This is a genomic window from Shewanella sp. 125m-7, assembly GCF_052977045.1.
The window spans coordinates 24,301-42,954 of sequence record NZ_JBRILQ010000007.1 but is presented as its reverse complement, the minus strand read 5'-3'; the positions used below and the strand labels follow the sequence as shown (position 1 = coordinate 42,954).

The window sequence follows — 18,654 nt, the reverse complement described above, 5'->3', positions numbered from 1 at the left end:
TTTATTATCCTCTGTTCTTCTTAAACCAAGCTTCGAAGCTTGAGTCTGGTGCCACTGGTAACTCGCGGTATTTGCCCCAAGCGCCTGAGAAAGGCTTTAATAAACTTCCCGGTAAAATGTTGAGCGCAGTGCGCGCGATACTCATCGAGCAGTTTAGTGCGGTTTCACTGGCCATAAATTTGCCCACGAGTGGCATATAACTGGCTTTACCATAAGGCAGTTTTCCGGCTTCAGCCTTAAGGCGGCGATGATGGTGAATGATCTTATCTAGTGGCACCTTAGTTGGGCATACATAAGAGCAGCTGCCACACAAGGTACAAGCCCAAGGCATGGAGTTGGTATCATCACACTGTGATCCTACGGCGATGCCGATTGGGCCTGGAATAGTGTAGTTGTAGCTATAACCACCTGAGCGGCGATAAACAGGGCAAGTATTTAAGCAGCCACCACAGCGAATACATTTAAGTGCTTCAGCTAAGATTTTGTCTTTCAGCATATCAGTACGGCCGTTATCGACAATAATCACATGCATCTCACCGCCATCTTGTGGGCCGCGATAAAAAGAGCTGTAGGTGGTGACCGGCTGACCCGTGGCATTTCTTGCCAAGGTGCGTAGCAAGACTGCGGCGCTATCGATATTGGGCACGATTTTGTCTATGCCCATAGAGTGCAGTTGCAGCTTAGGTAAGTTAGCGCCCATATCGGCGTTACCTTCGTTAGTACACACAACGACCGCACCTTTATCGGCAATGGCCATATTAACCCCTGTCATAGCCGCATCGGCTGACAGAAACTGCTCACGTAGATGCGCACGAGCGGCGCGGGTTAGGTAAAGCGGATCTGAAGCGCCGGCATCAGTGCCAAGTTTGTCGTGAAATAGATCGCCCACTTCCTCTTTTTTCAGATGAATAGCCGGCACCACAATGTGTGATGGTGGTTGGCCTGCAAGCTGGATAATACGCTCACCCAAATCGGTATCAATCACTTCAATGCCACGCTGTTCCAAATATGGATTCATGTGGCACTCTTCGGTGAGCATTGATTTAGACTTTACTAACTTTTTAACCTCATGCTCAGCTAAAATCCCATGCACGATACGGTTGTGCTCAGCGCCATCTTTGGCCCAGTGCACCTTAATATTATTCTTTAGACAGTTCTGCTCAAACTCTTCTAAATACTGCGCCAAATGAGTCAGCGTGTGAAGTTTCATTTCAGAGCCGATTTGGCGCAGTTGTTCCCACTCTGGTAGGCTGCCTGCAGCGCGGTCACGCTTTTCTCGTAGCATCCAAAGCGCTTTGGAGTGCCAATCCACGCGAGATTCGTCTTTACAGAAGATCTCGGCTTTATGGGCATGAGTAGCTGATGTTGAAGTCGACATATCTTCTCCTAGAGCGCTGCGTTGATGATTTGAGCGATATGGCGAGTCTCAATCGGCAGTTTCTGCCGTCTGACCATGCCATCGATATGCAGTAAGCAAGATGGATCGAATCCAACGGCATACTTAGCGCCTGTTGCTGCATGAGCCTGCGCCTTATCTTTGCCCATTTTGGCTGACACAGCACCTTCATCTAGGGCAAAAGTACCACCAAAGCCACAGCATTCATCGCGGCGATCTGGATAGACAATCTCTATTTCAGGAATCGCGGCGAGTACGGCTTCAAACTTATTCATACGTGGGCCCATCTGCTCGCTGGGGGTGGCCAAGTCGAGCATACGAATACCATGGCAGCTCATCTGTAAGCTAATTTTATGTGGGAACGGCTTACTAAAGGCTGGAATAGGAGATATGTCGTGAAGAAACTCTGTTAATTCATACAGTTTATCGATAACGGCCAGCGCTTCAGGGCTAGTATCAAACTCATGAAAGTTTTCTTTAGCCGCTACAAGGCAAGAAGCTGCAGGGCAAACGATGGCATCACATTCAACACCTTTAAAGGCATTGAGTAGTTTCATGGTGGTTTTCTTGGCTTCGTTATAACAGCCTGAATTTGTCATTGGCTGACCGCAGCAAGTCTGACCTTTTGGCAGTATGACTTGGTGGCCGAGTTTTTCTAATAATTCTAAGGTAGCGATCCCCACTTCTGGGACCATTTGATTTACTAGACACGGTATGAAAAGAGCTATCTTCATTGTGTTTTCTCTTCTATTTTGCAGACATAGTTAGCGACTTTCTAACGGTAAAAAGTAGCCGCATAAAAGTCGGCTAAAAAAGCCGACTTTATTATAAATGGGCACTCGCCTATATTTATTCACATATTAAATATAGGCCGATAACCTTGTAAAAAGTAGTGCTAATTTAGCAAATAAGTTTGCGCATTTTTGCAAAAATGAAAATAAGCTATCTGATTGTATAATAAGGCTAATAGTGAGTTTTGTTGCTGGGTTTGAAATATAGGAAGCTAAAAGTGGTTAGGCAGTTAAGCAGTTAAGTGGAGCGGATTGAGCTTGATTAAAAAGTGAGGGGCAAGCTGCCCCTCACTTTTAACTAAAGAGTCGCGCTATTTAGCGGGTACACTCTTCTAACAGATAGGCGAGGTGACGATAAGAGATACCGCTATGTTGAGTTAAGCCCACTTCGCACATACGGTTGGCGTAGTAACCTTCGCTAACATCAACAGGGATCAGTTTCTTAATGTTACGTAGGGCGCTGGCGTTGATTTCTGGTTTATACAGACCTTTTTCACCAGCATAACCACAGCAAACGATACCGGCAGGGCGAACCACTTGCTGGCTACAAGCATCAATAATGGCTTCCATCTTTGGCTCAAGTTTCATCTTACGTGCACTACAACCTAAGTGCAGAGCGACAGCAGGCTTTTTGCGGTTGATGGTGAGCTTATCGAGTAGCTTGTCATGGATGAAATCAACCATATCGACAATTTCAATCTTGTCTGTCAGTGACTTATCACCAGAAAGTGTACGATAAGTACAAGAAAGCGCATCAATAATCACCGGCAGCTTACCGCCCTGAGTCATAGCTGCAACCGCCTCAATTAACTCTTTACGCTTAGCGTCAGCGTTTTTAAAGTCACCTTTTGACTCCCACATTTGGCCGCAACACAGATCGCGAGTCTTCTCAGGAGTGATGACGTTGTAACCTGAACGCTCAAGTAGCGTGACAATGACTTCAGGCAAGGTGCGGTTATCGGGATCTTTTGGTGTTGGACCAAAGGTGCGTCCACCGCAAGCTGGGAAGTAAACTACGGTTTCTTGACCCGGGATCGGCGCGGCAAGTTTGGGCAATTTGCCACCTTTTGGAAAATCAGGATTCCAATAAGGCACTTCTTTAGAAACGACGCGGCCGGCTTTCATTATTGCGCCAGTTACCGCGCTGCCAGTGATCTTGTGAATGGTGCCTAACACATCAAAACCTGTGCTGATCACCTGGTTAACTGCGCCAAAGTGCTTGGCTTGAAAATCGAGTACCTTTTGTTCAGTAGTGGTGATATAGGGCGTTCTGAGTTTACGCACTAACTCGCCCATGCTGTTTTCGACTGGGCAGGCGATGGTACAAAGCTGACAGGCGGCGCAAGTATCAACTACATCGTACTTGGCTGCGGCGCGCATCTCACTTGCCGCTTGTTTGTTACCAGACTGCTCAAGACGTTCAATTTCACGTAAAGTCGCAATGCGTTGACGTGGTGACATATTTAGCGCTGAAGTCGGGCAGGTCTTTTCACAGAAACCACACTCGATACACTTATCGACTAAGTCATCGACCACAGGGCATGGCTTGATGTTTTTTACGTGAATTTGGTTATCATCGTTAAGAATAACCCCAGGATTTAATAAACCTTCAGGGTCAAAAATCTGTTTAATACGCTTCATCAAGGTGTAAGCGTCACTGCCCCATTCCATCTCAACAAAGGGCGCTACTGCGCGGCCGGTGCCGTGCTCGGCTTTCATCGAACCGTCGTACTTATTGATCACCATCTCGGCGACATCTTGCATAAAGGCGTGGAAGCGCTCAATGTCAGCTTGAGTGTTAAACGTTGGCGTAATGATAAAGTGGAAATTACCCGCAAGAGCATGACCATAGATCACGCCTTCTGGGTAATTGTGCTTATGGAATAGCAGGGTTAAATCGTTAGCCGCCGCAGCTAAATGCTCTAGCTCAAACGCCACATCTTCGATGATTACCGAGGTGCCTTTAGGGCGTTCGCCACCAATAATTGGGAACAGCGCTGAGCGCATTGCCCAGTACTGACCAAAAACGGCGGGGTCGTCACTGAAGATAATAGGGCGCTCGGTTTCAATATGAGCAAGTTTTGCAATTACATCTTGAGTGTAACTATCGAGAGTCGATTTATCGTTGGCACGAGACTCAATCAGTAGGATACAAGCGCCTTCAGGTAACTCTGTCAACCATAGCGGCATACCCGCTTTGCCTGTTATTGCTCTAATTGATGCCCAGTCGAGTAGCTCTGCTGCTGCAACACTGTTGCCAACCAAAGGTGGAATGGCTCTAGCAGCATCTTCCATATTAAAAAATACAGCCATAGCTGAGGCTTTAAAGCGTGCTTCATCCACTGTGTAGTAAGTCACCTCTTCAACAAATGCGAGCGTACCTTCCGCGCCCACAATCAGATGATTTATGAGCTCGAACGGATCGGCAAAATCAACTAAGGCATTTAGGCTGTAACCAGTGGTGTTTTTAATAGAGAATTTTTTGCGAATTCTAGCTGCAAGCGTGCTGTTGTTAAGGGTCAGTTCAGCCAGGTCTGTAAGATCTTTTAGAAGTTGTGGGTGTGACTGGCTAAATGCAGTTTTTGATGTTTGACAACCGGTATCGAGTTCAGCGCCATCGGCAAATAAAAGTTTGGCCGATGCAATCGTTTGATAACTATTTTGCGCTGTACCACAACACATGCCAGAGGCGTTGTTTGAAACGATACCGCCAATTTTTGCTGCAGCAAGTGTGGCTGGATCGGGACCAATCTTCTTGTTTAACGGTTTTAAAACTGCATTGGCATCGGCGCCAATAACGGCTGTGCCCAGTGTGATTTTTGAGGCGTCATCACTCACGGTTAATGTTCTAAAGCCGTCATGGCCCAATATAAGCAAAATACCTTCACCGATGGCTTGGCCTGAAAGACTGGTGCCTGCGGCTCTAAAGGTAACTGGCGCGCCATAGGTACGGGCAATGGCAAGGGTTCGTTTGGCTTGTTCTAGGGTATCGGCATGCACCACAATTTCAGGCACAATACGAAAGTAGCTGGCATCGGTTGACCAAGCAAAACGGCGAACAGGATCGTTGGTAGCGGCGTCTTCACCCACTTGTTTACGTAGATCTCTTAATACAGCTTCATAATTAATTGACATTAATTTTATCTCACACACTTATTTTAAAGTGGATAAAGCCGCCGTAGCAGCGGCTTTCTGATATGATTTAAATAGGTTTTGTTTTAAACCCTATTTAAATAAGGGATTAAAGAAGAACTTAAACAAGGACTTAGAAACCGCCCCAAACCGCAGCGATAGTGCCAGCAACTAAAGCATAGCCTAGTGCTACCGGCATTGTTTTACGGATAATCTCAGACTCTCTGCCTGCCATGCCTACAACAGTTGCTGCCGCAACAACGTTCATTACACACATCATGTTACCGGCGTTCGCGCCAATACCTTGCATGGCTAAAATAAGTGCGTGGTTAGCGCCAATATTATCGGCAACGCTGTATTGGAGCCCTGAGAACATCATGTTTGAGAAGGTCGCCGATCCTGATAAGAAGGCACCAAAAATACCGACAATCGGTGATACCCAAGCCCATACCACGCCCATGCTATTTGCTAGGGTATCGGCTAGTGCCACTGGCATAGAGGCAAGGCCTGATGTGTTTTCGCCTGAGTTAAGGAATATTTTTACCATAGGCACTGACGCACCTAGAGAGATAATAGTTGGCACCATAGACTTACAAGAGACTGATATTGACTCTTTAATGGCGGGTGACTTCATTCTAAATAGGAAGAAACCTAAGATACACACTAAAACAAAGAAAGCCCCTGGTGCATATAGTGTCGCAAAACCAGCCTTTAGTTCAGTTCCTAATAATCCAGTCCAGCTGATATTAAAACTTGATAGCCAGGTTTTAAGTGGCGCTACTGTGCGTGATAGCACCAGTAGTGCTGCCATAATCAAATACGGAGACCAGGCTGCAAGTTGTGAGAACTTCACTTCGGTCTCAAGTTCATGGCGATCTTGGCCGTCATTTTCAGCAAAATCATTCCACTGCTCTTTTGGTAATAGGTAACCTTTTTTAGCAACAGGAATAACCAACGCCATACCGACGAGCGCACCAATTACCGATGGGAATTCAGGACCTGCAAAGTAGTTAATCAACCAAGCTGGAACGGTAAAGGCAAGGCCTGCAAATAGGGCAAACTTCCAAATGGCTAAACCTTCTTTAAAGGATTTGTTACGACCAAAGAAGCCAGTCAAAATAGCCACCATCGTCAATGGGATCAGTGTGCCAGTGATAAGATCTATGGTGATCATGTGCATGGCAATAAACTGCGCGTAGTCGGCAAAACTACCACCATGTTGGGCGATTTGTTCGGCTGCCATATTGCTACCGCCCTGGGTTAGCCCTTGCTCCATACCAAATAATACTGGTAGGCCAATAGCGCCAAACGAGACTGAAGTAGAGTCCGCAATCAAGGCAACCACAGCTGCCGCAATCGGAGGAATGCCAAGTAGCACAAGTAGTGGTGCACCAATTGCCGCTGGGGTACCAAAGCCTGCAGATCCTTCGATAAATGAGCCGAACAACCAGCAGATGATAATCACCTGTACCCGCGCATCACCACTAATATTGGTGAAACCGGCACGGATAGTATCCATTGCGCCAGAATACTTAAGTGTATTGAGCAGGAAAACCGCGCCAAAAATAATGGTCAGCGGCGTTAATGCTGATAGCAAGCCCTCAACCACCGAAGCGGCCAAGAAGGTGGTGTCCATTTGCCAAACGAATACAGCAGCAAGACCGGTGAACACCATAGAAATAGGCATCGCTCTAGATGCTGGCATCCGCAGTAGGACTAGAAACAGCATTACGCTGATTATCGGCGTTAAGCTTGCGAGTAGTTGGATAAAGGTCATGCTTGCCTCGATATGTTTGAGTATCTAACTTCAACTTTCAATTTTTAAATTTGAGTAGTGAATGTTAATTGTTACGACTCACACTGCATTTAAATTTGAGTGGTGAACATGGGTGACCACCCGAACCATATCTTGATTTCTAGTTACTGCGGGTAGCGGTGTGTACTAGACGTGATTTATGAAAAGCTCAACATGATCTAGATCATGCTGTTTCTCAATTGATGTTGATAATGCCATTAGTGAGACGGATTACTATTTTGTGATTTGTTGCGATGCGATCTACGTCACATAAAATTGCAGCTTAATTGTTAGGCAGCCATAGGAAAGTATAAAAGGCACCATTTTTAGCATTAAAAGTATCAAATCGTGTCATTTAAATCACTATTCTGCTTAGATTTGATCTGCAAATTTCTGATGTGGTAGCAAATGAGTTATATGGGTTTGGTTGCGGTGTGATGCGTGTCACATTTCTTTATTCTGTCTTGTTAGTTTATTTATCATTATTAATCTAAGTTAATGTTTTAAATGTGATTGGTAGTTTTGGTTTTGGTTTTTTGAATAGTGATTTGTTTTGATGGCGTTGAATCAAGGCAGGATTATAACTGTAGCTAATTAACGTCAATATAATAAAAATTACATCGATGGCTGCGATAAAGAGTAAATTATTGAGATGACAGATGACAGATGACAGATGACAGATGACAGATGACAGATGCCGATTAGAGAAGATTAAAATCATAATCGGCATCAGATATGGTTTAGAAAAGTTTGCTGCCCCAACCAAGCTTGGTACGTAGAACGTGAAAATAGTTATGTCCCTTAGGGTGAACCAGTCTTAGGGTTTCTTGGCTACGTTTGATGATGATTTCATCACCAGGCAATACCGAAAGGTGAACATGACCATCACAACTGACTTCTAAGTTGTCACCGTTATGGGGAGATACAACAAGCTTAATGATACTCGCTGAATCAACAACAATAGGTCGACAAGAAAGCGTATGGGGAAACATCGGCACTAAAATCATCGCGGCAAGATTCGGCGTTAATATTGCGCCGCCAGCAGACAAAGAATAAGCAGTAGAACCTGTAGGCGTGGAAATAATCATACCGTCAGCACGTTGGCTATACATGAATTTGTCATCGATATAGACTTCAAACTCAATCATATGCGCAATTTTACCTGGATGAAGTACCGCTTCGTTTACTGCGGTATTGCTTGATTTTAGCTCGCCATGGCGATGTACTTCGGCCTCAAGTAAAAAACGCTGCTCAATTTCAAACTCGCCCTCAAGCACTTTTGATAGTGCTTCTTCAAAAGAGTCCGGTGGTAAGTCGGTTAAAAAACCCAGGTTACCGCGGTTAACCCCAATGACACCGATACTAAATCGTGCGAGGACTCGGGCTGCACCCAGCATATTACCGTCACCGCCAACAACAATGGCTAAATCGCACTGTTCGCCGATCTCTAACAGATCGACAGATTGAACTTGAGGTCCAAGCTCACCGGCGACTCTTTCTTCGACTAACACTTTATAGCCTTGCATGCTAAGCCAATGATGCAACCTTTTTAAGGTCTGTGTGGTTCCCTTGTGATTAGGTTTACCAATTAGACCAATTGTGTGAAACGTATTGCTCATATTTATGTTAGATCCAGCTTTAGGCCTTGAAACCTTCAAATTGATCCCCATAATATGCTCAGAGCATGTAGAAACAAAGCATTTTTAGCTGGAGCAAAAATGAGCAACGAAACAAACAAAGCACAAGATAACAAAGTTGAAGAGATCGTCGAAGGTGAATTGCTAAACGAAAGCGGCGCTGAAGCAACGGGTGAAGCCTCTTTGATGGATGAGTTAACTCAAGCAAATTTCCGAGTTGAAGAGTTAGAAAAGGCTTTGCAACAAGCTGAAGCTAAGGTTGAATCTCAGAAAGACTCAGTGATCCGTGCAGCAGCTGAAGTAGACAACATTCGTCGCCGTTCAGCGATGGACGTAGAAAAAGCGCATAAGTTCGCTTTAGAAAAGTTCATCAATGAACTGCTTCCTGTATTAGATAACATGGAGCGCGCTCTGCAAGGTACCGATGCTGAAGCTGAAGCGACTAAAGCTATTTACGAAGGTGTTGAACTGACGGCGAAAAGCTTTGTGAGTGCGGTTGAGAAATTTGGTTTAACTCAAGTTGATCCACTGGGCGATGTATTTAACCCTGAGTTACACCAAGCGATTGGTATGCAGCCAAGCGCTGATTTCCCTGCCAACACTGTGATGATGGTAATGCAAAAGGGTTATACCTTGAACGACCGTTTACTTCGCCCTGCGATGGTTATGGTATCTCAAGGCTAGATTTTTACATTAGTTTTTTACATTAGCTTTTTACATTAGCTTTTAACGCTAGCGTTAAAAGCTAACTAGAGGCGAGATATACTTGCACCTAGCTTAGTGTTAAATACAAGCATTAAAAAAGGACTGCCTAGGCAGTCCTTTTTTGTTGAATCATTTTCTATTTACACTAGAAACTCTTCGATTTGCTTTTGGATACCCGCAGCGTCTAAACCAAGCTCACTGGTGATCTCTTCCGGTGAACCATGCTTAATGAACTCATCAGGTAAACCTATCAGTAATACCGATTTTGGCATCTTTAGAGTCTGCAATAGCTCTAATACGCCCGAACCTGCGCCGCCCATAATGGCGTTTTCTTCAACTGTGACTAACACATCATGATTTGCAGCAAGCTCTTTAATCAGCTCAACATCAAGTGGCTTCACAAAGCGCATATCGGCAACAGTGGCATCGAGTGCTTCGGCTGCAGTTAAGCTGCTTGCCAGTAAGGTGCCAAAGTTAAGGATGGCAATCTTCTTGCCTTCACGCTTAATTAAGCCTTTACCTATTGGCATTGCTGTCATCGTTTCGACTTGTTTAGCGCCTGTTGCGCTGCCGCGAGGATAGCGCACCGCCGTTGGACCATCATTGTAGCAATAGCCGGTGTAGAGCATCTGACGACATTCATTTTCATCAGACGGCGCCATAATCACCATATTTGGCACTGTGCGCATGAAGCTTAAATCGAATGCACCTTGGTGAGTTGGGCCATCTGCGCCAACAATGCCACCACGGTCAATCGCAAATAGAACCGGTAATCTTTGCAATGCTACGTCATGGATCAGTTGATCATAACCACGTTGCAAGAAGGTTGAGTAAATCGCGACAACAGGCTTGTATCCTTCACAGGCAAAGCCTGCACCAAAGGTGACAGCATGTTGCTCGGCAATCGCTGCATCGAAATACTGCTTAGGGAAGCGCTGAGAAAACTCAACCATACCCGAGCCTTCACGCATTGCTGGCGTAATACCCAGCACCTTTTCATCTTTTTCTGCAATATCGCACAGCCACTTACCAAAGACTTCAGAGAAGGTTGGGTCGCTCGGCTTGGCGGCGGGCTTTTCAAAAGTTGAGGGATCAAACTTAGGCACAGCATGCCAGCCGATAGGATCTTTTTCTGCTGGCTCATAACCACGACCTTTTTTGGTCATGATATGCAAAATTTGCGGTCCACTAAGATTACGCATATTACGCATAGTCTCAACAAGTGCATCGACATCATGGCCATCAATTGGGCCAATATAGTTAAAACCTAGCTCTTCAAATAAAGTACCAGGAACGACCATGCCTTTAAGGTGCTCTTCGGTGCGCTTAGCCATCTCTTTGATGACAGGCATACCTTTAAGCACTTTCTTGCTGCTTTCGCGTATGGTGGTATAGAAGCGGCCAGACATGAGTTGAGCTAAATGATTGTTGAGTGCACCCACGTTTTCCGAGATAGACATCTCGTTGTCGTTAAGCACGACCAGCATGTCATTATGCAAGTCACCCGCGTGGTTCATGGCTTCAAAAACCATGCCGCCAGTCATGGCTCCGTCACCAATAACGGCTACCACTTTACGGCCAGCTTGCTCTTTTTCAGCGGCAACAGCCATGGCTAACGCAGCACTGATTGAAGTACCTGAGTGACCAACGCTAAAGGTGTCGTATTCACTTTCTTCGCGCCATGGGAATGGGTGCACACCGCCTTTTTGGCGAATGGTGTGCATTCTTTCACGGCGACCAGTTAAGATTTTGTGTGGGTAAGCTTGGTGGCCTACGTCCCAGACGAGTCTATCAAATGGGGTGTTGTACACGTAATGAAGTGCCACGGTGAGCTCCACCGTGCCGAGACCCGATGCGAAGTGACCGCTTGATTTACCAACAGACTTCAGTAAGAAACCTCGAAGTTCGTCTGCCAACTGAGGCAACACTGCTTGAGGGAGCTGTCTTAGCTCATCTGGGGTATTAGCCTGTGCAAGCACAGGGAATTGAGAAATATCAAAACTCATATCGAGATTCTTTGTCTCTTTATTAAACTCTTCGCTCAATGATATAACGGGCGAATTCTGCAATTAGCTGGCTATTGTATGGTAATTTGGCCAGCGCTGATAGTGCGTCCTCAATCAAACTTGAAGCAGTTTCTTGGGCGCCCTTTAATCCAAGTAATTTTGGATAGGTACTTTTGTTTGAATCTGTATCGGAACCTTGAGGCTTTCCAAGCTCTTCGGTGCTTGCGATGATATCGAGCACGTCATCTTGCACTTGAAAAGCGAGGCCTATGGCATCGGCAAAGTCGAGTAAGGCCAAACGTTCTTGGTCGTCAATTTTTGCAGCTATGATGGACAATTCTACTGCACAGCGAATAAGTGCACCTGTTTTTAGTTTGTGAAGCTTTATTAAGGTGGCTAATTCAATCTGTTTGTTAGTCGCGCTTAAATCCATTGCTTGACCACCGCACATGCCACTATACCCAGAGGCGTTCGCTAAGGCTTTAACCATAGCTAAATTCTGTGATGGAGTAATGTTTTCAATGGGGTCGCTGATGATTTCAAAAGCCAGTGCTTGCAATGCATCACCGGCTAATATGGCGGTAGCTTCATCAAACGCAATGTGCACAGTGGGTTGACCCCGGCGAAGTGCATCGTCATCCATCGCTGGCAGATCGTCATGGATCAGTGAGTATGCATGGATACACTCAACGGCTGCTGCACAGGAGTCCAGAGTGGTAAGCTTGACACCTAACATCTCGCCGATAGCATAAACCAGAAAAGGTCTAATGCGTTTTCCGCCAATCAAGGCACCGTGTTTCATTGCGGCCTTGAGCTGCGGATCAATATCTTCAAGTGCATCGATACGTAATTCTAGCTGCTGATTACTACGCTGCTGGTATCGCTTAAGTGACTCTACTAACAATTACTCACCCTCGATGTCATAAGGTTTGAGAGTGTCTACACCCTCTTCTTGCATTAGCACGGCAACTTTTTGTTGAGCATTTTCTAATTTGCTTTGGCTATTTCGCACCAGTTTAATTCCGCGCTCGAACTGCTTTAGAGCATCATCGAGAGAGACATCGCCATGCTCTAAGTCGGTTACGATTTTTTCTAGCTCAGAAAGTGAATCTTCAAATGAGAGATTTTCAGGTTTTTTTGCCACGATGATCATTCCTAGAAATAAGCGGTACACAAAGTATATCAGCAGGGCACAGGGGTCAAATTAAGCCGTTGACTATTTGCGCAAAAGCACGCTTTTGCTACAAACATACTTTCATAGTGAGTAAAACATACGCCAGTCAACAGATAATTGATCAACGACTTTATCTGGAGTCATTAGGCACTATCCTGCGAGTGAAAGGGTATTTTAACGGAAACAGCGCAAGATTTGCTGGAAATATCGCTCAAGAGATCCTTTTTTTGGTCGTTATATAAGGAGAAATGCTGAAAATATGACTCCTAATGAAGAGTTTGGAGACTTGTTACTTGCCGTGACAGCAAAGGCGTAATATTTTAGCTACTTAATTTTTCTTGGCATTCTATGTCGCAATTAGCATTCGAGACTGCAGATAAGCAGTGTTTTGATTGGTATTTGAGGAGCGGTTTTGGATTTAGCAACCCTAATTGGACTTATTGGCGCATTTGCCTTCGTTATTATGGCGATGGTCAGTGGTGGCGGCATCGGTATTTTTATCAACGTGCCCTCGATTCTTATCGTGATGATCGGTTCATTGTTCGTCGTGATGATGAAATACAATCTGAAACAATTCCTAGGCTCAGCCAAAATTGCCGGCAAGGCGTTTATCTTTAAATTAGATAAGCCAGAAGATCTTATCGAGCAATCAATTTCTATGGCTGACGCCGCCCGTAAAGGCGGTTTTCTAGCATTGGAAGAAGCCGAGATAAGCAATAGTTTTATGCAAAAAGCGGTCGACATGTTGGTTGATGGCCATGATGGCGATGTGGTGCGAGATGCGTTAGAAAAAGATATCGCCTTGACGGAAGAGCGTCATAGAACTGGGATTGGTATTTTTAAGTCTATCGGTGATGTCGCGCCGGCCATGGGAATGATCGGTACCCTAATCGGTCTAGTTGGCATGCTATCGAATATGGATGATCCTAAGTCTATTGGCCCTGCAATGGCCGTTGCCTTATTAACAACGTTATACGGTGCGGTGATTGCGAATATGGTAGCAATACCCATTGCCGATAAATTATCCCTGCGCATGAATGAAGAGATGCTAAACCGTAACTTGATTATGGATGCGGTGTTGGCGATTCAAGATGGCCAAAATCCACGTGTCATTGAAGGGTTCCTAAAGAACTACCTTACTGAAAAGTCGAGAAAAATAGACACCTTGGACGGGGCGTAATCGGATGGCTAAAAAAGCCAAATGTGATTGCCCACCACCAGGAGCTCCCCTTTGGTTGGCAACCTTTGCTGACTTAATGTCGCTGCTGATGTGTTTCTTCGTATTGCTGCTGGCATTTTCTGAAATGGACGTGATGAAGTTTAAGCAAATTGCAGGCTCGATGAAGTACGCCTTTGGTGTACAAAATAAAGTCGAAGTAAAAGATATCCCCAAGGGCACCTCAGTTATCGCATTAGAGTTTAGGCCCGGTAAGCCTGAACCCACGCCGATAGAAATTATTAATCAGCAAACCAATGAAATGACTGAACCCATGCTTGAGTTTCAAGAGGGAGAAGACTCAAGTGCCGGTGGAATTCAACAGCAACGCGGCGAGCAGCGTGGTGGTCAAGCATCGGCTACGGCTGTAGAGCAAAGTGAAGCCGAAGCTAAGGCTGAATCTGCCGCACAATCAGCAACCGAGTCCATTAAGACTCAAGCGTCCGCTCAAGATAAGATTAATGAACAAGTGAAGAAGATGGCGCAAGAGCTTAATAAAGAGATTGTCGATGGCGCAATAGAAATTGAGTCGTTAGGTCAGCAAATTATCATCCGAATTCGAGAAAAGGGCGCATTTGCCTCTGGGTCAGGATTTTTGCAGCCTAGGTTTAAACCTGTTGTGCGTCGTGTTGGTGAGTTACTTAAAGATGTCCCCGGGATTGTTACCGTATCTGGCCATACCGATGACTGGAATATATCTAATGAGTTATATAGCTCTAACTGGGATCTTTCGAGCAAGCGTGCGGTTGCTGTTGCCCATGAGCTGGTTAGAGTGAAGGGGTTTGATCAACAACGTATGAAAGTGGTGGGCATGGCATCATCAGATCCGTTAGTTGAAAACAACTCTAGCGCCAATAGAGCGCGAAACCGGCGGGTAGAAATAGCGATTGAGCAAGGCAAGGCTAAGGAATCGAAAGAGATCCAAGTCAGTCAATAGCAGCAATTATAACGGTTAGAACCACACGCAAACGAGGAGACTCGCTTGCGTGTTTTTGTTTTATGGCGCTTAGCTTCGATAATTAGGCATATTCTGAGCGTAATATTTACGGTTTTGTTTGGACAAACTGAGATTGGATGTACGCAATTGCCACATGATCTTGTTATAATCGGTGAATTGCTGTTTAAACAACTCCTCGCGGAAGACCAATGAAATTTATCGTAAAACTGTTTCCTGAAATCATGATGAAAAGCAAGCCGGTAAGAATGCGCTTTACCAAAATGCTTGAGACCAACATTCGTAACGTACTTAAAAAAGTAGATGAGTCTGCGAAAGTACAGCGCCAGTGGGACAAAATCATGGTGATGGTGCCAGATGATAGGCCTGATTTGGTTGAAGCATTTGGTGAGCGTTTAGCCTGTATCCCAGGTATTGCACATGTGTTGCAAGTGAATGTTAGTACCTTTACTACTGTTGATGATATCTACCAACAAACCTTAGTTGCCTATAAAGATCAGCTAGTGGGTAAGACATTTTGTGTCCGCGTTAAACGTGCGGGTAAGCATGACTTTAACTCGATTGAAGTTGAGCGTTATGTCGGTGGTGGATTAAACCAGTTTACTGAAGCAGCTGGCGTTCGTTTAAAAAATCCTGATATGACGGTTCATCTAGAAATCGATAATGAAAATCTTTATCTTATTGATAAGCGTATTGAAGGTCTGGGTGGCTTCCCTATGGCGACTCAAGAAGACGTGTTGTCACTTATTTCGGGTGGTTTTGATTCAGGTGTATCGAGTTATCAGTTTATTAAGCGTGGCTCACGTACTCATTACTGTTTCTTCAACTTAGGTGGCGACCAACACGAAATTGGTGTTAAGCAGGTGGCTTATCACTTATGGCAAAAATACGGTGAGTCGCATAAAGTAAAATTTATCTCAGTACCGTTTGATCCTGTCGTTCAAGAGATCCTTGAGCGCGTAGACAATGGCCAAATGGGCGTAGTTTTAAAGCGTATGATGATGCGTGCAGCTGCACGTGTTGCACAGAAAATGGGTATTCAAGCGTTGGTTACGGGTGAGGCAATGGGGCAGGTATCTAGCCAAACATTGACTAACTTGAACGTGATTGACCGTTGTACTGAGCAGTTGATCTTACGTCCGTTAATCGCTATGGATAAACAAGACATCATTAATATGAGCCGCATAATTGGCACTGAAGATTTTGCCAAGTCGATTCCTGAGTATTGTGGCGTGATCTCGCAAAAACCGACAGTAAAGGCGGTTTTATCTAAGGTTGAAGCGGAAGAAGCTAAGTTCTCTGAAGACTTACTTGATCGTGTGATTGCCGATGCCAAAATTATCGATATTAGGGAGATTGCTGCGCAGATGGATACCAAAATCACTGAAACTGAGACCGTTGATGCGATTAGCGCCAATGAGATCATTATCGATGTCCGTGCTCCTGAAGAAGAAGAGAAATCTCCACTTAAAATTGATGGCGTAGAAGTGAAGGCCATTCCTTTCTATAAGTTAGCAACTCAGTTTGCTGATTTAGATAAAGAGAAGAGTTATCTACTTTATTGCGACCGCGGCGTAATGAGTAAGCTACAGGCGCTTTACCTGCAAGAGCAAGGTTATGCTAATGTTAAGGTTTACCGTCCTTAGCCTGAGCGCGTCAGCGCTTTGAAGCGCATAAATGAAAAAGGCGACTTATAATAAGTCGCCTTTTTTGTCTCTATTACAGACTTAGTAGCTATTTAACCGCTATAAAAAAACCACCCAATAGGTGGTTTTAATGTTGAAGACTAACGGTAGAATTAGTCTGCTAATAATACCTGAGCCGTTGCTTCTTGGTTCTTTTTCTGCTCATCGCTCACTAACACGGTATCGAGTTCAGCATTGAGTTGAGCCTGCATTAATTCCATGCTTTCTGCTAAGTTAGCTGTTAATGTCGCTTCAATGTCTTTGGTGTCGATGCTGATTTCATCAGCGCTAACTGATGCTGAAACACCGAGAATGGCAATAATAAATACAGATTTAAAGTTTAACATGTGCGCTAGCCTCCAGGCTAAAATTTGGGTTGTTAGACACTCCCCAATTACGTCGTAGAGGCTGTCCAACTAATATCATTTCGTTGGGGCAAATTCTGGACAAAAAGACTGGCCTTTACAAACGATAAAATGTAACAATGCGCATTAGAAAAACTAATTAAAAAACGGGATCTGGATCACTATGGCAAGACGACTACCTCCCCTAAATGCAGTGAAGGCATTTGAGGCTGCAGCAAGGCATTTAAGCTTTACTCGAGCGGCCGAAGAGCTGTTTGTAACTCAGGCTGCAGTGAGCCATCAAATTAAAGCATTAGAAGAGTATCTCGGATTAAAATTATTCCGCCGTAAGAACCGCTCTTTACTCCTTACTGAAGAAGGGCAAAGTTACTTTCTCGATATAAAAGATATCTTTACTCAGCTTGCCGATGCCACAGACAGATTACTCGCTCGAAGTGCTATCGGATCGCTGACAGTCGCCACATCACCTAGCTTTGCGATTCAATGGTTAGTGCCTAGACTTGCTAAGTTTAGTGAGCAAAACCCTGAAATTGATGTACGAATTAAAGCGGTTGATGATGAAGATGGGTCGCTCACCGATGACGTTGATGTAGCGATTTATTATGGCTTAGGGCATTGGCAAGGAATGCGTGTCGATAAACTAAGAAATGAAGTGTTAATCCCAGTTTGTTCTCCGCTGTTATTGAATGGTCCTAAGCCATTAGAAAAACCAAGCGATTTGAGAAATCATACCCTATTACATGACTCTAGCCGCCAAGATTGGCTGGCTTGGTTTAGGCAGTGTGGAATTACTGATATTAATGTGAACCAAGGTCCAATATTTAGTCATTCTTCGCTAGTTCTACAAGCTGCTGCCCATGGTCAAGGTGTGGCGCTAGGCTACAGTGTACTTGCAAGGCCTGATATCAAAGCGGGCCGCTTGGTTTGCCCGTTTCCTGAGGTTTTAGTCAGTAAAAACGCATATTACCTAGTATGTCAGCAAAACCATGCCGAGATAGGCAAGGTTGCGGCGTTTAGAGAGTGGATGCTTGATACTTTCGAAGAGGAGACTCGCAGTGAGTTGCTTACAGGATAAGTTAAAGCAAGCTTATTTAGATGATACGCTAGCCGAAACCGTTGCTGCGCTCAGTGAAGATGAATTAACCTTTGATGCGAGTCAGTACCTGATTGATGAGAATAGCGCTCACAAGGCTAGCAGTGACATACTCATTGTATTGGCCCATGGTGCTGGCGCAAACATGCAGCATGAGTTTATGGCCGCTATGGCTAAAGGCTTAGTCGCCATTGGCGCTCGAGTGGTGCGCTTTAACTTTCCTTATATGCGCGCTAACGCTATTGATGGTAAACGACGTCCTCCTGACCGGGCTCCTAAACTGATTGCCGATTACGCTTTGCAGTTAGCGATTCTTCAGCAGCAATTTAAGCCCAAGAGAGTGTTTTTGGTGGGCAAATCTATGGGGGGGCGCATGTCAACGATTTTGGCGCAAAGTCTGAGTGTTGATGGCGTGGTGTGCTTAGGTTATCCCTTTATTCCACTTAGTGGAGGCGAGCCCCGTTTAGAACCTATCGAAAAGTGCTTGGCACCCATTATGGTGATTCAAGGTGAGCGCGATAAATTTGGCCATAAAGGTTTAGTTGAAACTTGGCCGATAATGAAAAAGACCCAATTGCACTGGTTAACTGATGGTGATCATGGTTTTAAGCCGCGCAAGTCGTCAGGAACCACTTTAGAGGCTAATCTGACACAAGCTATCTCGCTTATAAAATCGTTTATCAGTAAATAAAATTTTGTAGCTG

At 44.8% G+C, this 18,654-nt stretch carries 15 protein-coding genes; 6 read left to right on the top strand and 9 right to left on the bottom strand.

Annotated elements, in window-relative coordinates; all coding sequences use genetic code 11:
* Positions 1-4: 4 nt before the first annotated feature.
* From ACVBIL_RS05015 to nadK, 5 genes are all read right to left on the bottom strand, one after another.
* Positions 5-1,378 (bottom strand): lactate utilization protein B, encoded by a 1,374-nt coding sequence (locus ACVBIL_RS05015; RefSeq protein WP_447165895.1) that lies wholly within the window; start codon positions 1,376-1,378, stop codon positions 5-7.
* 8 nt (positions 1,379-1,386) lie between these two features.
* Positions 1,387-2,130, bottom strand: coding sequence for a (Fe-S)-binding protein (locus tag ACVBIL_RS05010; protein WP_447165894.1), 744 nt, complete (start codon positions 2,128-2,130; stop codon positions 1,387-1,389).
* 372 nt (positions 2,131-2,502) lie between these two features.
* Positions 2,503-5,322, bottom strand: a complete 2,820-nt coding sequence (locus ACVBIL_RS05005) for an FAD-binding and (Fe-S)-binding domain-containing protein (protein WP_447165893.1) — start codon at positions 5,320-5,322, stop codon at positions 2,503-2,505.
* 130 nt (positions 5,323-5,452) lie between these two features.
* Positions 5,453-7,096: an L-lactate permease gene (locus ACVBIL_RS05000; protein WP_447165892.1), complete on the bottom strand. Its 1,644-nt coding sequence runs from the start codon at positions 7,094-7,096 to the stop codon at positions 5,453-5,455.
* Between the two features lie 758 nt (positions 7,097-7,854).
* A complete protein-coding gene (gene nadK / locus ACVBIL_RS04995) occupies positions 7,855-8,733 on the bottom strand; it encodes an NAD(+) kinase (RefSeq protein ID WP_447165891.1) in 879 nt (292 codons plus the stop codon).
* 99 nt (positions 8,734-8,832) lie between these two features.
* Between nadK and grpE the strand changes: the two genes are divergently transcribed.
* Positions 8,833-9,435 (top strand): nucleotide exchange factor GrpE, encoded by a 603-nt coding sequence (gene grpE, locus ACVBIL_RS04990; RefSeq protein WP_447165890.1) that lies wholly within the window; start codon positions 8,833-8,835, stop codon positions 9,433-9,435.
* 161 nt (positions 9,436-9,596) lie between these two features.
* Here grpE and dxs read toward each other — a convergent pair whose 3' ends face one another.
* From dxs to xseB, 3 genes are read right to left on the bottom strand one after another with little or no spacing between them, the layout of a single operon-like run.
* On the bottom strand, positions 9,597-11,462 hold the full coding sequence (gene dxs, locus ACVBIL_RS04985; RefSeq protein WP_447165889.1) for a 1-deoxy-D-xylulose-5-phosphate synthase: 1,866 nt from the start codon (positions 11,460-11,462) through the stop codon (positions 9,597-9,599).
* 22 nt (positions 11,463-11,484) lie between these two features.
* Complete coding sequence (gene ispA / locus ACVBIL_RS04980) at positions 11,485-12,366, bottom strand: (2E,6E)-farnesyl diphosphate synthase (protein ID WP_447165888.1); 882 nt, start codon at positions 12,364-12,366, stop codon at positions 11,485-11,487.
* A complete protein-coding gene (gene xseB / locus ACVBIL_RS04975) occupies positions 12,367-12,606 on the bottom strand; it encodes an exodeoxyribonuclease VII small subunit (protein ID WP_447165887.1) in 240 nt (79 codons plus the stop codon). It abuts the gene before it with no gap.
* 442 nt (positions 12,607-13,048) lie between these two features.
* On the opposite strand from xseB, the gene pomA reads away from it, so the two are divergent.
* The 3 genes from pomA to thiI all read left to right on the top strand — a co-directional run bounded on the left by pomA (position 13,049) and on the right by thiI (position 16,453).
* A complete protein-coding gene (gene pomA, locus ACVBIL_RS04970; RefSeq protein ID WP_447165886.1) occupies positions 13,049-13,816 on the top strand; it encodes a flagellar motor protein PomA in 768 nt (255 codons plus the stop codon).
* 4 nt (positions 13,817-13,820) lie between these two features.
* Positions 13,821-14,789: a flagellar motor protein MotB gene (locus ACVBIL_RS04965; protein ID WP_447165885.1), complete on the top strand. Its 969-nt coding sequence runs from the start codon at positions 13,821-13,823 to the stop codon at positions 14,787-14,789.
* A 209-nt stretch (positions 14,790-14,998) separates the two neighbouring features.
* On the top strand, positions 14,999-16,453 hold the full coding sequence (gene thiI, locus ACVBIL_RS04960; RefSeq protein WP_447165884.1) for a tRNA uracil 4-sulfurtransferase ThiI: 1,455 nt from the start codon (positions 14,999-15,001) through the stop codon (positions 16,451-16,453).
* A gap of 152 nt (positions 16,454-16,605) precedes the next feature.
* On the opposite strand, the gene ACVBIL_RS04955 is transcribed toward thiI, so the two are convergent.
* Positions 16,606-16,839, bottom strand: coding sequence for a hypothetical protein (locus tag ACVBIL_RS04955; RefSeq protein WP_447165883.1), 234 nt, complete (start codon positions 16,837-16,839; stop codon positions 16,606-16,608).
* A 181-nt stretch (positions 16,840-17,020) separates the two neighbouring features.
* Between ACVBIL_RS04955 and ACVBIL_RS04950 the strand changes: the two genes are divergently transcribed.
* Complete coding sequence (locus ACVBIL_RS04950; protein ID WP_447165882.1) at positions 17,021-17,932, top strand: transcriptional regulator GcvA; 912 nt, start codon at positions 17,021-17,023, stop codon at positions 17,930-17,932.
* Positions 17,913-18,641, top strand: coding sequence for an alpha/beta fold hydrolase (locus ACVBIL_RS04945; RefSeq protein WP_447165881.1), 729 nt, complete (start codon positions 17,913-17,915; stop codon positions 18,639-18,641). Before ACVBIL_RS04950 ends, ACVBIL_RS04945 begins: the two co-directional genes overlap by 20 nt.
* Positions 18,642-18,654: the final 13 nt, after the last annotated feature.